Source organism: Pantoea sp. X-Soil-MYKO-1785, from assembly GCF_059730675.1.
The window spans coordinates 1851156-1872003 of sequence record NZ_AP036000.1 but is presented as its reverse complement, the minus strand read 5'-3'; the positions used below and the strand labels follow the sequence as shown (position 1 = coordinate 1872003).

Genomic DNA, 20848 nt, shown 5'->3' with positions numbered 1-20848 from the left:
AGGTAGTCAGGAACTCAATCGTTTTACCGGTGCATTCTGCTGGCGATCCCAGATCACCGTCAGCAGACGTTGTAATGCGATAAAGGCAAACAGCAGAATACCAATGGCGATTTTGGTCCACCACGAGCTGAGGGTGCCGTCGAAATTAATCCAGGTCTGGATCAGCCCCTGAATCAGCACGCCGAACAGCGTACCCAGCACCGTGCCAACCCCGCCCGACAGCAGCGTGCCGCCGATCACCACCGAAGCAATCGCATCCAGCTCCACGCCCAGTCCCGCCAGCGCATAACCGGCCGAGGTGTAGATAGAGAAGACGATACCGGCCAGCGTGGCTAAAGTGGTGGAAAGCATATAGATTTTGATGGTGGTGGCACGAGTCGACACCCCCATCAGCTGCGCCGAGGTCAGGTTACCGCCAATCGCGTAGACCTGATTACCAAAGCGGGTGCGGTGCGCCAGAATAATCCCGCCCAGTACCACTACCAGCATAATCACCGCCAGCAGGCTGAGACGTCCGCCACCTGGCACTTTCCACGCCAGGCTGGAGAGCATGGTATAGAACGGATGATCGATCGGAATCGAGTTCTCCGACACCAGATAGCTGCAGCCGCGCAGAAAGAACATGCCGGCCAGGGTGATGATAAAGGCCGGGATCTTCAGCGCATCGATCAACCAGCCCATCATCGCGCCGAACAAGGCACCCAGCGCCAGAATCACCGCAAAGGCCAGCAGCGGATCGAGGTGGAAATCGCCAATCGCCCGCGCCAGGAACACCCCGGTAAAGGCGATCACCGCGCCGACCGACAGATCGATACCGCCGGATAAAATCACAAACGTCATACCGACCGCGATAATGCCGAGAAAGGCATTATCGGTCAGGATATTGCAGATTACCCGGGTTGAGGCAAAGCCAGGGAACTGACTCAGGCAGAACAGATAACCCGCGACGAAAACCAGTAAGGTGATCATCAACGGCAGATGGCGTTTGATCATGTCGGGCGTCTCCGTTTTAACATCGCAATAAACCGGGGTGACTGCAGTAACAGCACGCACATCACCACCACCGCTTTGACCACCTGATTCAGCTCTGGCGGGAAGCCGGAGAGCAAAATACCGGTGTTCATCGACTGAATAATCAACGCGCCGATCAAAGACAGCACCAGATTGAAGCGTCCGCCCATCAGCGACGCCCCGCCGATCACCACCGCCAGAATCGCATCCAGCTCCAGCCATAATCCGGCGTTATTGGCATCCGCACCGCGAATGTCGGCAGCAACAATCAGCCCGGCTACTGCAGCGCAAACGCCGCTGATGGCGTAGGTCGACATCACCACCAGCCAGCCTGTGACGCCCGCATTGCGCGCGGCACGCAGGTTAATCCCTACCGCTTCAATAAACAGGCCGAGCGCGGTTTTGCGAGTCAGCAGCCAGACCGCCAGCGCCACCAGCAGGGTGATCCACACCGGTACCGGCAACATCAGCAGCGAGCCGTTGCCAAACCAGCCAAGGCTGTCACTGTCGAAGGTAACGATCTGGCCCTGAGTAATCAGCTGGGCGATACCGCGCCCCGCCACCATCAGAATCAGCGTGGCGACGAACGGCTGAATACGCAGCAGCGCCACCAGCACCCCGTTCCAGATGCCGCAGACCAGACCGGTAGCCAGCGTCGCGGCAATGATAAACGGCACGCTGTGTCCGGCCACTGTCAGAGTGGCGGCCGTCGCGCCAGCAATCGCCATCACCGCGCCAACCGACAGGTCGATACCGCCGGTAGCGATCACCAGCGTCATGCCAATTGCCAGCAGCGCCACCGGTGCGGCGCGGTTGAGAATATCAATCGGACTGCCGAACAGTCGGCCATCCTGCAGATGGACAGCAAAAAAGTTATTTGCTACCAGGCTATCGATCAGCAGCACCAGCAGCAGCGCCGCAATTTGCGGCATGCCCGGTGGCAGTTTCAGCTTACGGCGTTGCGGTTTTTCAGGTGTCATAGGGGTCTCAAGCATGTTGTGCCCCTCCGTCAGCGATAGCGTTGACGATCGACGCTACCGAAAGTTGCTCCAGCGGAATTTCTGCCACCTGCTTCAGATCGCGCATAATCAGCACCCGATCGGCATAACCCACCAGTTCTTCAAGCTCAGAGGAGATAACCAGCAGCGCCAGTCCATCAGCACATAAGGATTCAATTAAACGAATAATCTCGGCGTGCGCGCCCACGTCAATGCCGCGCGTCGGCTCGTCGAGGATCAGAAACTGCGGTTTCGTCACCAGCCAGCGCGACAGCAGCACCTTCTGCTGGTTACCGCCCGACAGCAGCTCCACCGGTTGATCGGCGTGCGGCGTACGAATGCCGAGGCTCTTAATAAAGCGTTCGGCGATCGCCTGCTGCTCACGCTTTTTAATCGGCCGTAACCAGCCACGCTGCGCCTGTAACGCCAGAATGATGTTTTCGCGCACCGAGGCCGCGCCAATAATCCCGTCAGTTTTGCGATCTTCCGGACAGAACCCCATGCCCAGCTGCGAGGCGCGGGCCGGGTTAGTAATGCGCTGCACCTTGCCTTTGATTTTTGCCGTGCCGCGATCGGCGCGGCGAATACCAAACAGCACTTCTGCGGTTTCGGTACGTCCCGAGCCCAGCAGCCCTGCCAGACCGACCACTTCACCCGGCCGGACCTGCAGATTAAACGGCTCGATGGTGCCTTTTTTGCCGTAATCTTCAAACGAGACCACCGGCTGATTACTGCGCAGAGTACTGCCCTGCCGCTGCAGCGCCGTCTCCAGCAACTCGCGCCCCAGCATCAGTTTGATCAGTTCAATTTGCGGCAGCGAGGCGGTATCGCGGGTAGCGATAAATTGCCCGTTGCGTAATACCGTGATGCGATCGGTAATGCGGTAAACCTGATCGAGAAAGTGGGTCACGAAAATCAGGCTCATCCCTTTGGCTTTTAGCTGCGCCATCAGGGTAAACAGCATCTCCACTTCACTGGCGTCGAGGCTGGCGGTCGGTTCATCCAGAATCAATACCTGGGCGGAGAGATCGACCGCGCGACAGATAGCAATAATCTGCTGCATCGCCACTGAGTAGTGTCCCAGCGGGCGCGTCACGTCGAGTGAAAAACCGTAGTTGCGCATCAGCGCGTCGGCATCCCGCACCATGCGCCGCCGATCGATCATGCCGAAGCGTCGTGGCTCGCGGCCTATATAGAGGTTATCGGCCACCGACATATTCGGCAGCATGTTCACTTCCTGATAAACGGTGCCGATGCCCATCTCCTGCGCCTCGGCGGTGTTGTGCGGGGTAATCGGCTTACCGTTAAGGGTGATAGTGCCGGCATCGCGGCTGTAGACGCCGGTCAGCACTTTGATCAGGGTTGACTTACCCGCGCCGTTCTCGCCCAGCAGCGCCATGATCTCGCCCTTGCGAATATCAAACGAGACGTTGTCCAACGCTTTAACGCCGGGAAACCCTTTGCTGACGCCGCTGATGGTTAACAGCGATGTTTCATTGTGTGTGGTCATTCTGCTAACTCCGCCTCACGTCATGAAAAACCGCCCCGCAGGGCGGTCTGCGGCTTAGTAACCCATGCCTTTTTTGCGTTCCAGCTCCTGCTGAGCGTCAGCAGGCAGGAACAGTTTCGATTCGGTTTTGATCACTTTTGGCGGCAGCGTGCCCTCTTTCTTAAATTTCTCCAGCGCATCAAAGGCCGGGCCAGCCATGTTTGGCGTCAGCTCAACGTTGGCGTTGGCTTCGCCTGCCAGCATCGCTTTATAGATATCCGGTACCCCGTCAATCGAGCCGGTCAGAATATCTTTGCCCGGCTTCAGGCCGGCCTCTTTGATCGCCTGGATGGCACCGATCGCCATGTCATCGTTGTGGGCGTAAACCATGCAGATGTTTTTGCCATTGTTTTCCGCCTTGATGAAGCTTTCCATCACCTCTTTACCTTTGCTGCGGGTAAAGTCGCCGGACTGGGAGCGGATCACTTTGATGTTCGGATGGCCGCTGATCGCTTCAGCAAAGCCTTTCTTACGATCGATCGCCACGCTGGCCCCGACCGTACCCTGCAGTTCCACCACGTTACACTGCTTGTCGCCGACGGTTTTCACCAGCCAGTCGCCAATCAGCTTGCCTTCCAGCACGTTGTCTGCGGTAACCACCGCCTGATACAGCGATTTGTCTTTGACCACGATGGCGCGGTCCAGCAGATAGACCGGGATTTTGGCGTCTTTGGCTTCTTCCAGCACCGGTTCCCAGCCGGTCTGCACCACCGGCGCGATAAAGATGGCATCCACGCCCTGAGCGATGAACGAGCGCACCGCTTTAATCTGGTTCTCTTGTTTTTGCTGACCATCGGCGATTTTCAGCGTGATACCGCGTTTCTTAGCTTCGCTTTTCGCCACGTTGGTTTCGGCGGAGCGCCAGCCAGATTCCGAACCCACCTGCGAGAAGCCGACCGTCATGTCCGCAGCCAACACTGGTCCGGTCAACGCGGCGCTGACCAGCGTGGTCAGAAGTAAACGTTTCCACATAGTTTTTATTCCTCTGAAGGGCATTTGCTGTTTAGGGTAGAGAGCTCGCTTAGCCTGGACTAAAAAAGGGTGCATAATGGCGACATGCTTCACAAAATTGAGCAATTTAAAGGAGTTACGTCAACAGCAACCGTTTTATAGCGCAGGCTGTTATGGATAAAACAACTGAAAGTGAAAACCGGACGGGTTAAATAATTGTAATAAACAGAATCGCTTATGTTCAGCCCCACTGAAAGCGATTACAGCCAGGCGTACAAAATGGGTTATCCGCCTGCGGGATGAACAAAAAATGGGATTTGTGATTGCCCGCACATTGCTTGCATAGTGCTAGCGTCGTGCTCGCATAGTGCCTACAGAGTGCATTTTTCAGGTGACTGGCGGGCGAAAAGTTTCTCTGGCGGCTTCTGCGGGCGATCGGTTGACAGCGCAACGCCGTCTGACCACCACGGGTGGCCTGAGACGACGGCAGGCAATGCGCACTGCCGGGTTAAGGGCGACCCTGACCAGGCGTTTTTTTACTCCGCTGCGGCGTATTTACTGCACCATCTGTGTTAGCGTGTTGTTCAGCAGTCACCACTCGTTCAGCAGTCACCACGGAAGGCAACATCATGTTGATCTCAGGTTCGATCACCACCACTACCACCACCCGCACCGCTTTGAGCGGCGGCGTGAGCGTATCTGTGACCGGCACCTGACAAACAGATCTTCGCTCCCCGCCCAACCGGACGGGGACCTGTTCTCCGTTCTTTACCCTCTGAATGGAGAAACAACATGAGTTCATCTGAAAGCGCATTATTAGTCATCGATATGCAACAGGGCCTGTTCAGCGGAGCTGTCACGCCTTATCACGCCGATAGGGTGTTAGCGAATATTTGCCAGCTGATTGAAAAAGCGCGTCAGGCTAAGGTCCCGATCTTTTTTGCACGCCATACCGGACCCGATGATTCCCCATTCAGCGCCCGGAGCCCGTTAACCCGTCTGTTGCCGGAACTGGGCGTTGATGACGCGCAGGAGGGTGTTTTTATCAAAAAATTCCCCAGCTGTTTCAGAGACACGCCGCTGCTGAGCCAGTTACGAGAAAAAGGGATTAAACAGCTGGTGGTGACCGGGATGAAAACCGAGTTTTGCGTCGATACCAGCTGTCGGGCAGCCGCAGAATGCGGTTTTTCAGTGGTGCTGGTTTCTGATGCCCACACCACGGTGGATAATCCCCATCTGACCGCAGAAAAAATCATTGCTCACCATAATCTGACCCTGGCCGGTCCGTTTGTTAGCCTCACCACTGCCGCTGAGTGGCAGTTTTAGCCAGCATGGACTCGTTAAAATCTGCGCGGTCAGAACAACTGCCGCGCCGGTTAACCGCTTGCTGCACCGCTGCCGCACCTCACTCTGGTGGCGGGTCAGAACAGCAGCAAAAACCGTGCGGTGCTACGTGCGACTGAGGAGTGTCGCTGTTGGCTCGTCAACGCGGACCAGGCCTTTTCTGACGCTGGCTTTGGTGCAAAATCCCTCGTTCAGCGTCCCGGCCAGGCGGCCCTATCCATGAATAAACGTGCAAAAATGGACTTTTAGCCGCGTATCCCGGTCGTTTGTCTGATTTTCGCCTTTTTTTCACCGCAGGATCTGGACAGCTTTAGCTTGCCCCCTATACTGAGCACTCCTTTGTTCCCTCTACTGTTATGGCAATGATGACTGCGTACGACTACCTGCTTAAATTTCGTAAAGTGAATAACTCAGACAGTCTGGAAAAGCTCTTCGATCACCTCAATTACTCGCTCACCGATGAGATGGATATCATCAATATGTACCGTGCTGCCGATCACCGGCGCGCCGAACTGGCGTCGGGCGGACGGTTATATGATCTTGGCTGTGTGCCTAAGACGGTGTGGCGCTACGTGGTATAATTCCCTGCTGCCTGATTTTTTGTCACGTTGTCCAGGCGGGCGCGCCCCATCTGGACATGCTATTCTGCTGCGCTTCGACTTCTCAGGACAGGAATTACCACTATGAATGAACAGGTTGCTGCGCCGCGCATCGGTGGCTGGCTTTTGCTGCCGCTGGCCTGGCTGATTATGACCCTGTTAACCACTGCGCTGGTCTTGGCGATGTACCTCACACCGCTGTTTAATCCGGCATGGCGCGCGACACTCTTCTCCCATGGCAGCACCCTTTTCTCTTACTGGGCCATCTCTCTGCTGACTGCCGTGGCGGTCTGGGCTTACAGCCTGTGGATTAGCTGGCTGTTCTTTAAGCGCTCACGCCGTTTACCGCGCCACTATCTGCTGTGGTTGCTGATTACGGTGCTGTTAGCGCTGAAAACCTTCGCCTTTACCCCGGTTACCGACAGCCGTGCTCTGCAGACGCTATTGCTTTCACTGCTGGCGGCAGCGGTGTTTGCTCCCTACTTCAAACGATCTAAGCGGGTAAAGAGCACCTTTATTGAGCCGTAACGCTGTGAGCTGTGTCAGGAATTTAATTCTGAGTGCGGTCTGCCCGGCCGGTTGCGGCGTAGCTGTTGAGATACGCCGCGCTATCAATGATAATAAGCCGCTTTCTGGATTTCAGGCGAAAAAATGACCGATTATCTGCTGCTGTTTGTTGGTACTGTGCTGGTAAATAACTTCGTGCTGGTGAAGTTCCTTGGCCTGTGCCCGTTTATGGGCGTTTCCAAAAAACTGGAAACGGCAATCGGCATGGGCCTGGCCACCACTTTCGTGATTACACTGGCCTCAATCTGTGCCTGGCTGGTGAATCATCTGATCCTGCTGCCGCTCGATCTGGTCTACCTGCGCACCATGGCCTATATCCTGGTGATCGCGGTGGTGGTGCAGTTCACCGAGATGGTGGTGCGTAAAACCAGCCCGTCGCTCTATCGCCTGCTGGGCATTTTCCTGCCGCTGATCACCACCAACTGCGCGGTGCTGGGCGTGCCATTGCTGAGCGTTAACCTCAATCACACCTTTCTGCAGGCGGCACTGTACGGCTTTAGCGCTTCCCTTGGCTTCTCGCTGGTGATGGTGCTGTTCGCCGGCATGCGTGAACGTCTGGTGCTGGCCAACGTGCCGGCCCCGTTCAAAGGTAACTCCATTGCCCTGATCACCGCTGGCCTGATGGCGCTGGCGTTTATGGGCTTTACCGGCCTGGTGAAATTCTGATGACCGCGATCTGGATAGCAGTGGCTGTATTAAGTGCGCTGAGCCTGGTGTTCGGTGCGCTGCTGGGCTACGCCTCGCGCCGCTTTGAGGTCGAAGAAGACCCGATCGTTGAGCAGATTGATGCCATTCTGCCGCAGAGTCAGTGCGGGCAGTGTGGCTATCCCGGTTGCCGGCCCTATGCCGATGCGGTGGGCAACAACGGTGAAGCCATCAACAAGTGCGCGCCAGGCGGTGAGCAGACCATGCTCAAGCTGGCAGAGCTGCTGAACGTTGAGCCGCAGCCGATTGATGGCGATGAGACGGCCAAAGCACCGGTCCGCACCGTAGCCTTTATTGATGAAGCGAACTGCATTGGCTGCACCAAGTGTATTCAGGCCTGCCCGGTCGATGCGATTGTCGGGGCGACCCGCGCCATGCACACCGTGCTGAGCGATGTCTGCACCGGCTGCGATCTCTGTGTTGCGCCCTGCCCGACTGACTGCATTGAGATGCGGCCGGTTGAGACCACGCCTGCCAACTGGAAGTGGGATCTTAACAGCATCCCGGTGCGGGTGATTCCGGTAGAAACTCATGCTTAATTTGTTGAATTTTTTTAAAAAAGAGAAGATCTGGGATTTTCAGGGCGGCATTCATCCGCCGGAAATGAAAACCCAGTCCAACGGTACCCCGCTGAGCGAACTGCCGTTGCCACACCGTTTTATCATCCCGCTGAAACAACACATCGGTCACGAAGGTGAAATCTGCGTGTCGCCGGGCGATAAGGTGCTGCGCGGTCAGCCACTGACTTTTGGCACCGGCCGGATGTTACCGGTGCATGCCCCGACCTCCGGCACTATTGAGGAAATCGGTCAGCACATGACCGCCCATCCGTCTGGCCTGTCAGAGCTGTGCATTTTCCTGACGCCCGATGGCGAAGACCGCTGGATGCCGCTTGATCCCCTGCCCGATTATCGACAGCATCCGCGCGCCGACATCGTGCAGCGCATTCACGATGCCGGGATCGCCGGTCTGGGCGGCGCGGGTTTCCCGACCGCCACCAAGCTGAAAGGCGGCCTGCGCGGTGTCAAAACCCTGATCATCAATGCGGCAGAGTGCGAGCCTTACATTACCGCAGACGATCGCCTGATGCAGGACTACGCGTCAGAAGTGCTGGAAGGCAGCCGGATTCTCGCCTGGGTTTTGCAGGCAGAACGGGTGCTGATTGGCATCGAAGATAATAAACCTGAAGCCATTGCGGCACTGAAGCAGGCGTTAGGCGGCGAGCGCGATCTGCAAATCCGGGTGATCCCGACCAAATACCCCTCTGGCGGTGCTAAACAGCTGACCCGCATCCTGACCGGGATGGAGGTTCCGCACGGCGGGCGCTCGACCGATATCGGCGTGCTGATGCAGAACGTCGGGACCGCCTGGGCAGTTAAGCGCGCGATTATCAACGGTGAACCGATTACAGAACGCGTCGTGACGCTGACCGGCGAGGCGATCGCCCAGCCGCGCAACGTCTGGAGCCGTCTCGGCACGCCTATCAGCCATCTGCTGCATCAGGTTGGGTTCCGTCCTGGCCCGCGCCAGATGGTGATCATGGGCGGCCCCCTGATGGGCTTTACCCTGCCGTCGCTGGACGTGCCGGTGGTGAAGATCACCAACTGCATTCTGGCTCCGTCCAGCAGCGAAATGGGCAACAACGACGAAGAACAATCCTGCATTCGCTGTTCTGCCTGTGCGGATGCCTGCCCGGCTAAACTGCTGCCACAGCAGCTTTACTGGTACAGCCAGGGCGGCGACCACGATAAGGCGCGTGCGCATCACATTGATGATTGCATTGAATGCGGGGCCTGCGCCTATGTCTGCCCGAGCAATATTCCGCTGGTGCAGTATTACCGGCAGGAAAAAGCTGAGCTGCGCGCCATCGATCTGGAAGCGAAACGTACCCTCGAAGCCAAAGCGCGCTTTGAAGCACGCCAGGCCCGACTGGAACGTGAGAAGCAGGCGCGTGAAGCGCGACATGAAGAGGCGAAACAGCGCGTTGCCCGCAGTGACAGCGGCGAGCTGGCGGCAGCGAAAGCGCGGGCCGCCGCCCGTCGTGCCGAACCGGATGAAGCCGCCGCCGAAGCGCAGCGTGAAGCCCGTCATGCACAGGCGCGTCTGCGTCAGGCCGAGGCTCAGGCAGAAACCCAGGCGCTGAGCCGTCAGACCACCGATCCGCGTAAAGCGGCGGTTGAGGCGGCGATTGCCCGCGCCAAAGCGAAGAAAATGACGCCAGCCGGGGCCGGAACCGAGGCCAGTGAAGAGGCGGCAGTCGATCCGCGTAAAGCGGCGGTTGAAGCGGCTGTTGCCCGCGCGAAAGCGAAGAAAGCCGCCCAGGCGGACAGCGCGGCGCAGCCGGTAACGGACGCGGACGCTCAGCCTGTCGCTGAAACCGACGATCCGCGTAAAGCCGCGGTGCAGGCCGCCATTGCCCGTGCGAAAGCGAAGAAAGCACAGGCGCAGGCAGAAAGCGCGCAGCCGGTAACGGACGCGGACGCTCAGCCTGCCGCTGAAACTGACGATCCGCGCAAAGCCGCAGTGCAGGCCGCTATCGCCCGCGCGAAGGCGAAGAAAGCCGCCCAGGCAGACAGCGCGCAGCCGGTAACGGACGCTGATGCACAGCCTGCCGCTGAAACTGACGATCCGCGCAAAGCCGCGGTGCAGGCCGCCATTGCCCGCGCGAAGGCGAAGAAAGCCGCCCTGGCAGACAGTGCGCAGCCGGTAACGGACGCTGAGTCACAGCCTGCTGAAGAAACTGACGATCCGCGCAAAGCCGCAGTGCAGGCCGCTATCGCCCGCGCGAAGGCGAAGAAAGCCGCACAGCCGGTAACGGGCGCTGATGCACAGCCTGCTGAAGAAACTGACGATCCGCGCAAAGCCGCGGTGCAGGCCGCTATCGCCCGCGCGAAGGCGAAGAAAGCCGCCCAGGCAGACAGCGCGGCGGAGCCACAGCCGGTAACGGACGCTGATGCACAGCCTGCCGCTGAAACTGACGATCCGCGCAAAGCCGCGGTGCAGGCCGCCATTGCCCGTGCGAAAGCGAAGAAAGCACAGGCGCAGGCAGCGGCGGCCGATGAAGCCTCACGTGATGCTGCGGTAGTGGCCACCCAGGCACACTACGCCGTCGAAAAAGCCGAACAGGCGCAGGAGCAAGCGAACAACGCCAATGCTGAACCGGAACAGGCACCTGAACTGAATCAACCCGATGATGCGCGTAAAGCCGCCATAGCGGCAGCCATCGCCCGTGCCAAAGCGCGTAAAGCGCAGTCGTCTACGACGCTTGAGGATTAAATGGCTTTTCGTATCGCAAGTTCTCCTTATACCCATAACCGCCGCAGTACCGGCAATATCATGTTGCTGGTGGTGCTGGCGGCGGTGCCGGGTTTTGCCGCACAGTGTTATTTCTTTGGCTACGGCACTTTTTTACAGGTTTTACTGGCTACGCTGACCGCCTGGCTGACCGAAGCCGCTATTTTACGGCTGCGTAAAGCGCCGGTGGGCAGCAACCTGGCAGATAATTCAGCGCTGCTGACCGCCGTGCTGATCGGTATCAGTCTGCCGCCGCTGGCGCCGTGGTGGCTGGTGGTGATCGGCACGGTATTTGCCATCGTGATTGCCAAACAGCTGTATGGCGGGCTGGGCCAGAACCCTTTTAATCCGGCGATGGTCGGTTACGTGGTGCTGCTGATCTCCTTCCCGGTGCAGATGACCAGCTGGTTGCCGCCCGACACGCTGCAGGCAATTAAACCGACGCTGCTGGACAGCCTGAGCATGGTGTTCCGCGGCCACACGCTGGCGGGCGAAACCATGCAGCAGTTGCAGATTGGTGTTGATGGCGTCAGCCAGGCGACGCCGCTGGATACCTTTAAAACCGGGCTGCGCGCCGGTCATAGCGCCGATCAGTTACTGGCGCAGCCGATCTACAGCGGCGTGCTGGCAGGTCTCGGCTGGCAGTGGGTCAATCTCGGTTATCTGGCGGGCGGCCTGTTTCTGCTGTGGAAAAATGCGATCCGCTGGCATATTCCCGCCGCTATGCTGCTGTCGCTGGCGTTCTGCGCTACGCTTGGCTGGATATTTTCACCGGAGTCACTCAACAGTCCGCTGATTCACCTGTTCTCCGGTGCCAGCATGCTGGGGGCATTTTTCATCGCCACCGATCCGGTTACCGCCTCCACCACTAACCGCGGCCGACTGATTTACGGCGCGCTGATCGGCCTGCTGGTCTGGCTGATCAGAAGTTTCGGCGGTTACCCGGATGGCGTGGCCTTCGCGGTGTTGCTGGCCAACATCTGCGTGCCGCTGATTGACTACTACACCCAGCCGCGCGTTTACGGCCATCTAAAGGATTAAGCGATGCTGGAGACGATTCGTAAAAATGGCGTGACGCTGGCGATTTTTGCCGCGATCACCACTGCGGCGACCGCAGTGGTTAACACCGTGACCAAACCCACGGTGGAACATCAGACTCAGCTACAGCAGAAAAACCTGCTCGACCAGGTGGTGCCGACCGCGCTCTACGACAACAACATCCAGCAGGATTGTTACGTTGTCACGGACCCGGCGTTAGGCAATGCTGCGCCCCACCATCTTTATCTGGCGCGTAACAACGGTCAGCCAGTGGCGGCCGCGCTGGAAACGACCGCGCCGGATGGTTACTCCGGTGCCATTCAGATGCTGGTCGGGGCCGATTTTCACGGTAAAGTGCTGGGTGTGCGGGTAGTCGAACATCATGAAACGCCGGGTCTGGGCGATAAAATCGAGTTGCGTATTTCGGACTGGATCAACAGTTTTAATGGCAAAGTGGTTCAGGGTCCGACAGATAAAGCCTTTGCGGTGAAAAAGGATGGCGGTGAGTTTGACCAGTTCACCGGGGCCACCATCACCCCACGCGCGGTGGTCAACGCCACCAAACGCGCCGCACTATTAATAGAAACCCTTCCGGAGAAACTCTCTTCGTTACCGGCATGTGGAGACGCAAATGAGTGAAGCTAAAAGCCTGCTGGTCGGCGGGTTGTGGAAAAATAACTCCGCGCTGGTTCAGTTGCTGGGGCTCTGCCCGCTACTGGCCGTGACCGCCACCGCCACCAACGCGCTGGGATTAGGTCTGGCGACCACCCTGGTGCTGACCCTGACCAACAGTTTTATCTCCGCCTCACGCCGCTGGGTGCCGTCGGAGATCCGCATCCCGATTTACGTGATGATCATCGCCTCGGTGGTGAGCTGTGTGCAGATGCTGATCAACGCCTACGCCTATGGTCTGTATCAGTCGCTGGGCATCTTCATCCCGCTGATTGTGACGAACTGCATCGTGGTTGGCCGGGCCGAAGCTGTCGCCTCGAAAAGCAACATTCCGCTGGCGGCACTGGATGGTTTCGCTATCGGTATGGGTGCCACCTGCGCCATGGTGGTGCTGGGATCGATGCGTGAAATCATCGGCAGCGGCACGCTGTTTAACGGCGCCGATCAGCTGCTGGGTCCGTGGGCTAAATCGTTGCGGATTGAGGTGGTGCATTTTGACTCGCCAATGCTGCTGGCGATGCTGCCGCCCGGTGCCTTTATCGGCCTCGGCATGATGCTGGCGGGTAAATATCTGATCGACCAGAAAATGAAACAGCGGGCAGCACAGCGCGCAGAAGCCGCTGCCTCTGCTCCACAGGGCGCGACCGGGAAAGCGGTGTGAACCAGACCAAACGTAATGAGATCCTCCGTCGGCTGCAGCAGAATAATCCGCATCCGACCACCGAGCTAAACTTCAACTCGCCGTTTGAGCTGCTGATTGCGGTGCTGCTGTCGGCGCAGGCCACTGACGTCAGCGTCAACAAAGCCACCGCCCGGCTCTATCCGGTAGCGAACACCCCGGCCGCGATGCTGGCGCTGGGCGTAGAAGGCGTGAAGGAGTACATCAAAACCATCGGGCTGTTTAACAGCAAAGCGGAAAATGTGATTAAGACCTGCCGCATCCTGCTGGAACAGCACAACGGCGAGGTGCCGGAAGATCGTGCGGCACTGGAAGCGCTGCCCGGCGTCGGCCGTAAAACCGCCAACGTGGTGCTGAACACCGCCTTCGGCTGGCCGACTATCGCGGTCGATACCCATATCTTCCGCGTCTGCAATCGCACCCACTTTGCGCCGGGTAAAAATGTCGAGCAGGTGGAGCAGAAACTGCTGAAGGTGGTGCCGGCGGCGTATAAAGTCGATTGCCATCACTGGCTGATCCTGCACGGCCGCTACACCTGCGTGGCGAGAAAACCGCGCTGTGGTGCCTGTCTGATTGAAGACCTGTGTGAGTATCCCGATAAGGTTGAGTAACCTTCATTTCTGACCCGCCACGGCGGGTCTTTTTATTTAGCGCTCACCAGCCAGCGTCAATGACAACCGATAAACATCGTTGCTGGCACCATTATTTCCCCTTTTTTCCGGGGTAAATATCGCCCCGAAGATACCTGCACAATTTGTCGGGTTGTTACATTGATGTTGATGATGGAAAATCGCCGACCCCGACGATAAGAAAAAGTTATGACACGGTGCGTAAAGTAATCAACAAAAGTTCTTCCAGTGTGCGGCAGGTGGTGCGTCTGTTTCTGTCCCGACTGTGGCCCCATCCGCTGGCGGTGAGTAAAAAGCATGTGATGATCGCCAGCCTCGGAGCCGGTATCGGATTGATCCTGACCAGTCTGCTGAGTCACTGGGTGCTGGGCGAGCTGAACCTGTGGTTTGTCGCGCCGGTGGGTGCATCGGCGGTATTGCTGTTTGGCGTACCGGCCAGTCCGCTGGCGCAGCCGTGGGCAATCGTCGGCGGCAATACGCTGTCGGCGCTGGCTGGCGTGACGATCGGTCAGCTGATCCCCAATCCGGCGATCGCCTGTGGCGTCGCCGCCTGCATGGCGATCCTGCTGATGTTTCAGCTACGCTGCCTGCATCCGCCGGGCGGCGCAGTCGCCCTGACCGCCATTCTGGGCGGGCCAACGGTGAATCAGCTCGGCTATCATTTTGTCCTGACGCCGGTGTTGCTCAACTCCCTGACCCTGGCGCTGCTGGCTATCCTGTTCAACAACCTCGCCGGGCGGCGCTATCCTCATCCGCTGGCACCGGAAGAGGTGAAACCGGCTCCGGTTGAAATTCCGGTGCCGCTGACGCGCGCGGATCTGCATCAGGCGCTGGAAGGCGGCGAACTGCTGGATATCGATGAAGATGATTTGCAGGCGCTGTTGCAGCGTGCCGAGCAGATCGCCCAGCGTCGTCAGGCCGCCAAAGCGTGAGCCGCCGTGGCCGGTCGGCTTCAGCCCGACGTGACCGGCCCTGAACATGATCCGCCCCACAGTTTTGCGCAGTCAAAGCGAAACGCTATTGAAGTAACATATTGATAACAATCATGCCCAGGCCGGACGCCCAGTGTCCCCTGGGCGATTGCCCATAGAGCCCGCCTTTTCAGCGCCCTACACTTTACTCTTCTTTACGCAGCCGCGAGGAAGACCGATGGATAGCGCCCTGTCACCGCAGCACGATCAGCTGATTACCTCCGCCATCAAAAAGTTTTTTACCCGCATCATTCCTATGCTGGCCGTGATGCTGATCATTAACCAGATTGACCGTGCCAATATTGGCTTTATTAAGTCAGAGCTACACACCGACGCTGGCATCAGCGCGGCGGCCTTTGGTTTGGGTGCCGGACTGTTTTTTATCGGTTATGCGCTGTTTGAGGTGCCGAGTAACCTGATGATGAAGCGTTACGGCGCCCGGGTCTGGCTAACCCGCATCATGATCACCTGGGGTCTGGTGGTGGTGCTGACCGGCTTTATCACCTCCCCGCTGCAGTTCTACCTGCTGCGCTTTTTACTGGGGGTTGCCGAAGCGGGCTTTTTCCCCGGCGTGCTGTTCTATTTTCGCCAGTGGGTGCCCAATGCCTGGCGCGGCCGGGCCACTGCGATGGTCCTGAGCGCCACCGCCGGGGCATTTCTGTTTTCCGGCCCGATCACCGGCGCGATCCTGATGCTGCATAATTTTCTCGCTATTGCTGGCTGGAAATGGGTGATGTTCCTCGAAGGTGGTGCCTCGGTGCTGGTAGGGATCGTAGCCGCCTGGGTGCTGGTTTCGCGGCCCGCCGATGCCCGCTGGCTGAGCGAGCCGGAAAAGCAGGCGCTGGCACAGCAGTTGCAGCACGAAGAAGCCCATCGCGATCGGCTTAACCAGCAGCCGGGCCGGATGTCGCTGCTGCGTAACCGTAGCCTGCTATTCTTCTGCGCCATTTTCTTCACCATGACCATGACCGGCTACACGCTGGTGTTCTGGCTGCCGCAGATTATTCAGCGTATCCAGGGCTTCAGCAGCTTTGGCATCGGCATTCTGACCGCCGTGCCCTGGCTGTGCGCGATTGTCGCCATCAATCTGCTGAGCCGCTTTTCAGATCGCCATCGCGATAAGCTGGATAAAGCGCTGGGTGTCGCCATGCTGGTGGCCGCCTGCGGTACCTTTATGGCGACGCTGGGATCGCCGTGGTTTGGTTTTCTGGCGATGATCGTCGCCTGCATCGGCTCGAAAGTCAGCGCCACCTTCTTCTGGCCCATGCCGCAGGGTGAACTGCCCGCATCGATTGTCGCCCCGGGAATTGCGCTGGTGAACTCCATCGGCAATCTTGGCGGTTTCTTCGCGCCGACGGTGTTCGGCTATCTGGAAATGAAGACCGGCTCGACCACCGGCGGCCTTTACGCACTGACCAGCGTGTCGCTGCTGACCGGTCTGTGGCTGCTGCTGCGCCGTAAACCCACCCCGTCTTCCCTTGTACCTATGGAGAATCAACATGTCAGCCAGTCCAGTCATTAAAACGATGCGGGTGGTGCCGGTCGCCGGCTATGACAGCATGCTGCTGAATATTGGCGGCGCGCATAACTGCTATTTCACCCGCATTCTGGTGATTATGACCGACTCCGCCGGCCGCACCGGCGTCGGCGAAAGCCCGTGCCACGCCTCGACGCTGGCGCTGCTGGAGCGCTTCCGGCCACAGATTGAGGGCAGCGATCTGCTGCGGCTCAACGCAACGATTTCGACGCTGTTTGCCAGCGATGCGCGACACCAGCAGAGCGCGCATACCAATGACATTCACATTCCGCAGATGAACCCCGAGAAGTTCTACAATGCCGCTGCGGCGATTGAAGCGGCGCTGCTTGACCTGCTAGGACAGCATCTCGATTTGCCGGTCGCCGAGCTGCTGGCCAGCGGCAAACAGCGCGATCGAGTGCCGGTGCTGGGTTACCTGTTCTATATTGCCGACCGTAAACTGACCACCATGAATTATCAGTCCGGTCCTGCCGGTGGCGATGGCTGGCTGCAACTGCGCCATGAAAAAGCGATGGATGCCGCTGCCGTGGTGCAGCTGGCGGAGGCTGCGACGGATCGTTACGGTTTCCGTGATTTTAAGCTAAAGGGCGGCGTGCACCACGCAGAGGTGGAAGTTGAAACCGTTAATGCCCTGCTGGCACGCTTTCCTGATGCGCGGGTCACGGTGGACCCCAACGCCAGCTGGTCACTGGATGAGGCGATTTACTATGGACGCCAGCTGGCGGGTCGCATTCCTTATCTGGAAGATCCCTGCGGCGCGGAGAACGGCTATTCCGGCCGCGAGACGCTGGCAGAATTTAAGCGCGCCACCGGCATTCCGGTCGCCACCAACATGATTGCCAATGACTGGCGTCAGTTGCAGCATGCTTTACAGCTTAATGCCATCAATATTCCGCTGGCCGATCCGCACTTCTGGACGATGCGGAATGCGCATACCGTGGCGCAACTGTGCCACGAATGGGGCCTGACCACCGGCTGTCACTCGAATAACCATTTTGATGTCTCGCTGGCGATGGTGGCGCACCTGGGAGCGGCTGCGCCTGGCGATCGACTAACCGCCTTCGACACCCACTGGATCTGGCAGGATGGACAGCAGCTGACGCAGCAGGCGCCGCAGATTCGCGACGGCTATCTGGAACTGCCTGAGGGGCCTGGACTGGGTATTACGTTAGATATGTCGAAGGTTGACGCGGCACATGCTCTCTACAACGCGCTGCCGGATAAGAACCGTAACGATGCAATCGGCATGCAGTTCCTGATTAATAACTGGCGCTTTGATGCCAGACGCCCGGCGCTATTACGCGATTAATTGCGCATCCGGTGACACTGTCACTGGATGCTGGCGGTCAGCGCTGCGCCAGCGCGGCCTGCATCCAGGCGACAAGCAGCGGCGAGTTCTGCTGCTGCAGCGCGGCCCGCTCTGACTGAAACAGCGTGGCGACAAAAAACGGGTGATCGACCAGCTCAACACCGCGTACATCACCGTCTGAGTCCCAGGCGGTGATAGCCAGCGTCCTGTCGGCCAGCGCTGCGCTGAAGTCCGGGTTAACGCCAAAGTTACAACGATAACCCTCATCGCTGTTCAGCGTGCCGTAGGCCCTGGCAATACGCGAACCGGCGGCAAATCTGACCGCGCCGCGCTGCTCCACCAGCGAACAGCTCAGCGGCGCTATCACCATCCGTCCGCTCTGGTCGGTCTCCGCATGTGCCGCATCCTGCCAGTCAAGCACGTTACGGGCATACTCAATCACCGCATACTGAAACCCGCCGCAGGAGCCGAGAAAAGGTTTGCCCTGTTCCCGCGCCATACGGATGGTAGCAAACACCGCGGCATCATGGTGATAAGGGCTGCCTGGCACCACCCAGATCGCCTCACGCTGTTGCAGCCGGCTGAGATCGCCTAGTTGTTCCGTGGCGATCCACTCAGCGTCAACGGCGATATTCAGATGGGCGGCGGCTCGTTCTATCGCCAGCGGAATTGCCTGATGGGCTACCGCATCAGCACGGTAATCGCCGACCAGGGATAAACGTAAAGGGGAAGACATAAACCATCCTCATGAGGGGAAAGAATGAGGTTACAGCAATGTTAATTTTCTGTCGAGCGAGGCCGGACGCGCCCCGTTCTTCCGCGCCTGGCCCTCTATCAAACCCGGCATCTGATGCCTGATCGTCAGACCGCGCCGGCAATTTTTATGCTTCGATTGTTACCTGTGGCCTTTTTTTGCTGCGTAGATTTTCAGCACGCAAACGGTTTCTTCTTTTTCTTCCTGAATTAAATCATCTGTTTGTGCGCAGGATCGTCATTTGTTCACTTTTAGTGCAAAGCGGACGGATAAATGACGGATATTTCGCCGCTTCGCCTGGAATATAGTCGCTGACTGACGAATAGTGCTGGATAGTTATTATTCAACAAACTATTAATCTGCATAATCCACCGTTAGCAGTTAATATCAATATTATCCAGCTACCGGCTCGCATCCACAGCATTTATACTGCTATAATCGACACTTGCAATATTTAAATCCGATTAACAGTTTGTTATAAGTTTTTTAACCCGACAATATCAGGCTAAACCAGTGGTCAGAAAATTCTTGCCCTGTCGCGCTTAATCAGCCAAATTAGTCGCCGCTTTTCCCTTCTAATAACAATCTTGCGCATGGACAACTCACATGACGCGGACTTAATTCCTGTCCCGAAACAGGGTGTGATAAAACTGAGGTACATGTGTCAACTGCAAACAAACACACTGATGAGACAGTCAGTCTCAATGCGTTTAAACAGCCAAAGGCGTTCTACTTAATCTTCTCGATTGAGCTGTGGGAACGTTTTGGTTTCTATGGCCTGCAGGCCATCATGGCGGTTTACCTGGTGAAACAGCTGGGGATGTCCGAATCAGACTCCATCACGCTGTTCTCCTCGTTCAGCGCACTGGTCTACGGACTGGTGGCGATTGGCGGCTGGCTCGGCGATAAGGTGCTGGGTACCAAACGCGTGATTGTGCTGGGCGTGCTGGTGCTGGCGCTGGGTTATGCGCTGGTGGCCTTCTCCGGACACAACGTCAGCATTGTCTATATCGGTATGGCGACCATCGCCGTCGGTAGCGGCCTGTTTAAAGCGAACCCGTCTTCGCTGCTGTCAACCTGCTACGACAAAGATGACCCGCGTATCGACGGTGCTTTCACCATGTTCTATATGTCGATCAACATCGGCTCGCTGTTCTCGATGATGCTGACCCCGTGGTTAGCCGAGAAATATGGCTACAACGTGGCGTTCTCGCTGTCGGTCATTGGTCTGGTGATCACCCTGTTCAACTTCCTGTTCTGCAAGCGCATGGTTAAAGATTACGGTTCTAAACCGGACTTCGCCCCGCTGCAAATCGGTAAGCTGCTGATGACGCTGGTTGGCGTGGTGGTGCTGGTGGCGCTGGCTAACTGGATGCTGCATCACCAGTCTATCGCCCGTCTGGTGCTGGCGGTGATTGCACTGGGTATCGTGCTGGTGTTTGCCAAAGAGGCCTTTGCTCTGCAGGGTGCCGCGCGTCGTAAGATGATCGTCGCCTTCCTGCTGATGGTCGAAGCGATTCTGTTCTTTGTGCTCTACATGCAGATGCCGACTTCGCTGAACTTCTTTGCCATCCGCAACGTTGAGCACAGCATTCTCGGCATCACCTTTGCGCCGGAACAGTTCCAGGCACTGAACCCGTTCTGGATTATGCTGGCCAGTCCGCTGCTGGCGGCGCTCTACAACAAGCTGGGCGATAAACTGCCGATGCCGCATAAGTTCGCTTTCGGCATGGTGCTCTGCTCAGGCGCGTTTCTGGTGCTGCCGGTGGGCGCGAAGTTCGCCAGCGATGCCGGTATCGTCTCGGTTAACTGGCTGATTCTGAGCTATGCGCTGCAGAGTATCGGTGAACTGATGATCTCCGGCCTTGGCCTGGCGATGGTCGCTCAGCTGGTGCCACAGCGTCTGATGGGCTTTATCATGGGCTCATGGTTCCTGACTACTGCCGGCGCAGCAGTGATTGCCGGTAAAGTGGCTAACCTGATGGCGGTGCCGGAAAACGTGACCGATCCGCTGATTTCGCTGGCCACTTACAGCCGTGTGTTCCAGCAGATTGGTATCGTGACCGCGGTCATTGCCCTGCTGATGCTGATCACGGCACCGTTGCTGAACCGTATGACTCAGGACAACGACGCTAAAACTAAAGAGGTCGAGGCGTAAACCGCCTGATCCCTTACCCGCCGGGCACTGCCCGGCTTTTTTTATTCCTCTCCCAGTCGCCCTCTCTCCGTTCCCCGATCGTC

At 57.9% G+C, this 20848-nt stretch carries 19 protein-coding genes and 1 pseudogene; 14 read left to right on the top strand and 6 right to left on the bottom strand.

What is annotated here, in order from left to right; translation table 11 throughout:
* Positions 1 to 6: 6 nt before the first annotated feature.
* From yjfF to AC6I8D_RS08740, 5 genes and pseudogenes are all read right to left on the bottom strand, one after another.
* The gene (gene yjfF, locus AC6I8D_RS08760) at positions 7 to 993 is read right to left on the bottom strand and encodes a galactofuranose ABC transporter, permease protein YjfF (protein WP_031377340.1); all 987 of its coding nucleotides are present in this window, start codon (positions 991 to 993) and stop codon (positions 7 to 9) included.
* A pseudogene (gene ytfT / locus AC6I8D_RS08755) lies at positions 983 to 2006 on the bottom strand (galactofuranose ABC transporter, ATP-binding protein YtfT); the annotation flags it as partial. The pseudogene ytfT and the gene yjfF, both read right to left, overlap by 11 nt.
* Entirely contained in the window at positions 1999 to 3519 is a 1521-nt protein-coding gene (locus AC6I8D_RS08750) for a sugar ABC transporter ATP-binding protein (protein WP_312057455.1), read from the bottom strand. The gene AC6I8D_RS08750 and the pseudogene ytfT, both read right to left, overlap by 8 nt.
* A 54-nt stretch (positions 3520 to 3573) precedes the next feature.
* Positions 3574 to 4530 carry a galactofuranose ABC transporter, galactofuranose-binding protein YtfQ gene (gene ytfQ / locus AC6I8D_RS08745; RefSeq protein WP_312057457.1) on the bottom strand — a complete coding sequence of 319 codons (957 nt, stop codon included), beginning with the start codon at positions 4528 to 4530 and terminating at the stop codon, positions 3574 to 3576.
* Between the two features lie 487 nt (positions 4531 to 5017).
* A complete protein-coding gene (locus AC6I8D_RS08740; protein ID WP_312756843.1) occupies positions 5018 to 5221 on the bottom strand; it encodes a hypothetical protein in 204 nt (67 codons plus the stop codon).
* Positions 5222 to 5301: 80 nt separating this feature from the next.
* Here AC6I8D_RS08740 and AC6I8D_RS08735 point away from each other — a divergent pair, with 80 nt between their 5' ends.
* From AC6I8D_RS08735 to AC6I8D_RS08675, 13 genes are all read left to right on the top strand, one after another.
* Positions 5302 to 5835: a cysteine hydrolase family protein gene (locus tag AC6I8D_RS08735; RefSeq protein ID WP_497819957.1), complete on the top strand. Its 534-nt coding sequence runs from the start codon at positions 5302 to 5304 to the stop codon at positions 5833 to 5835.
* A gap of 383 nt (positions 5836 to 6218) precedes the next feature.
* Complete coding sequence (gene ydgT, locus AC6I8D_RS08730; RefSeq protein WP_031377344.1) at positions 6219 to 6434, top strand: transcription modulator YdgT; 216 nt, start codon at positions 6219 to 6221, stop codon at positions 6432 to 6434.
* A 102-nt stretch (positions 6435 to 6536) separates the two neighbouring features.
* On the top strand, positions 6537 to 6980 hold the full coding sequence (locus AC6I8D_RS08725; RefSeq protein ID WP_312057459.1) for a DUF2569 domain-containing protein: 444 nt from the start codon (positions 6537 to 6539) through the stop codon (positions 6978 to 6980).
* Positions 6981 to 7103: 123 nt separating this feature from the next.
* Positions 7104 to 7685: an electron transport complex subunit RsxA gene (gene rsxA / locus AC6I8D_RS08720; protein WP_031377346.1), complete on the top strand. Its 582-nt coding sequence runs from the start codon at positions 7104 to 7106 to the stop codon at positions 7683 to 7685.
* Positions 7685 to 8263 carry an electron transport complex subunit RsxB gene (gene rsxB, locus AC6I8D_RS08715; protein WP_031377347.1) on the top strand — a complete coding sequence of 193 codons (579 nt, stop codon included), beginning with the start codon at positions 7685 to 7687 and terminating at the stop codon, positions 8261 to 8263. The genes rsxA and rsxB overlap by 1 nt, the downstream gene beginning before the upstream one ends.
* The gene (gene rsxC / locus AC6I8D_RS08710) at positions 8256 to 11000 is read left to right on the top strand and encodes an electron transport complex subunit RsxC (protein ID WP_497819956.1); all 2745 of its coding nucleotides are present in this window, start codon (positions 8256 to 8258) and stop codon (positions 10998 to 11000) included. The genes rsxB and rsxC overlap by 8 nt, the downstream gene beginning before the upstream one ends.
* Complete coding sequence (gene rsxD / locus AC6I8D_RS08705) at positions 11001 to 12059, top strand: electron transport complex subunit RsxD (RefSeq protein ID WP_312057697.1); 1059 nt, start codon at positions 11001 to 11003, stop codon at positions 12057 to 12059. It abuts the gene before it with no gap.
* A 3-nt stretch (positions 12060 to 12062) separates the two neighbouring features.
* The gene (gene rsxG / locus AC6I8D_RS08700) at positions 12063 to 12695 is read left to right on the top strand and encodes an electron transport complex subunit RsxG (RefSeq protein ID WP_312057699.1); all 633 of its coding nucleotides are present in this window, start codon (positions 12063 to 12065) and stop codon (positions 12693 to 12695) included.
* Complete coding sequence (locus AC6I8D_RS08695; RefSeq protein ID WP_497819955.1) at positions 12688 to 13389, top strand: electron transport complex subunit E; 702 nt, start codon at positions 12688 to 12690, stop codon at positions 13387 to 13389. Before rsxG ends, AC6I8D_RS08695 begins: the two co-directional genes overlap by 8 nt.
* Positions 13386 to 14018 (top strand): endonuclease III, encoded by a 633-nt coding sequence (gene nth, locus AC6I8D_RS08690; RefSeq protein WP_312056952.1) that lies wholly within the window; start codon positions 13386 to 13388, stop codon positions 14016 to 14018. Before AC6I8D_RS08695 ends, nth begins: the two co-directional genes overlap by 4 nt.
* Positions 14019 to 14233: 215 nt before the next feature.
* Entirely contained in the window at positions 14234 to 14968 is a 735-nt protein-coding gene (locus AC6I8D_RS08685; protein WP_497819954.1) for an HPP family protein, read from the top strand.
* 217 nt (positions 14969 to 15185) lie between these two features.
* A complete protein-coding gene (locus AC6I8D_RS08680; RefSeq protein ID WP_497819953.1) occupies positions 15186 to 16529 on the top strand; it encodes an MFS transporter in 1344 nt (447 codons plus the stop codon).
* Positions 16507 to 17853, top strand: a complete 1347-nt coding sequence (locus AC6I8D_RS08675) for an enolase C-terminal domain-like protein (protein ID WP_497819952.1) — start codon at positions 16507 to 16509, stop codon at positions 17851 to 17853. Before AC6I8D_RS08680 ends, AC6I8D_RS08675 begins: the two co-directional genes overlap by 23 nt.
* Before the next feature lie 37 nt (positions 17854 to 17890).
* Here the strand turns inward: AC6I8D_RS08675 and AC6I8D_RS08670 are convergent, their stop codons facing one another.
* Positions 17891 to 18589, bottom strand: a complete 699-nt coding sequence (locus AC6I8D_RS08670; protein ID WP_497819951.1) for a CTP synthase C-terminal region-related (seleno)protein — start codon at positions 18587 to 18589, stop codon at positions 17891 to 17893.
* Between the two features lie 679 nt (positions 18590 to 19268).
* Here AC6I8D_RS08670 and dtpA point away from each other — a divergent pair.
* The gene (gene dtpA, locus AC6I8D_RS08665) at positions 19269 to 20765 is read left to right on the top strand and encodes a dipeptide/tripeptide permease DtpA (protein WP_031377355.1); all 1497 of its coding nucleotides are present in this window, start codon (positions 19269 to 19271) and stop codon (positions 20763 to 20765) included.
* Positions 20766 to 20848: the final 83 nt, after the last annotated feature.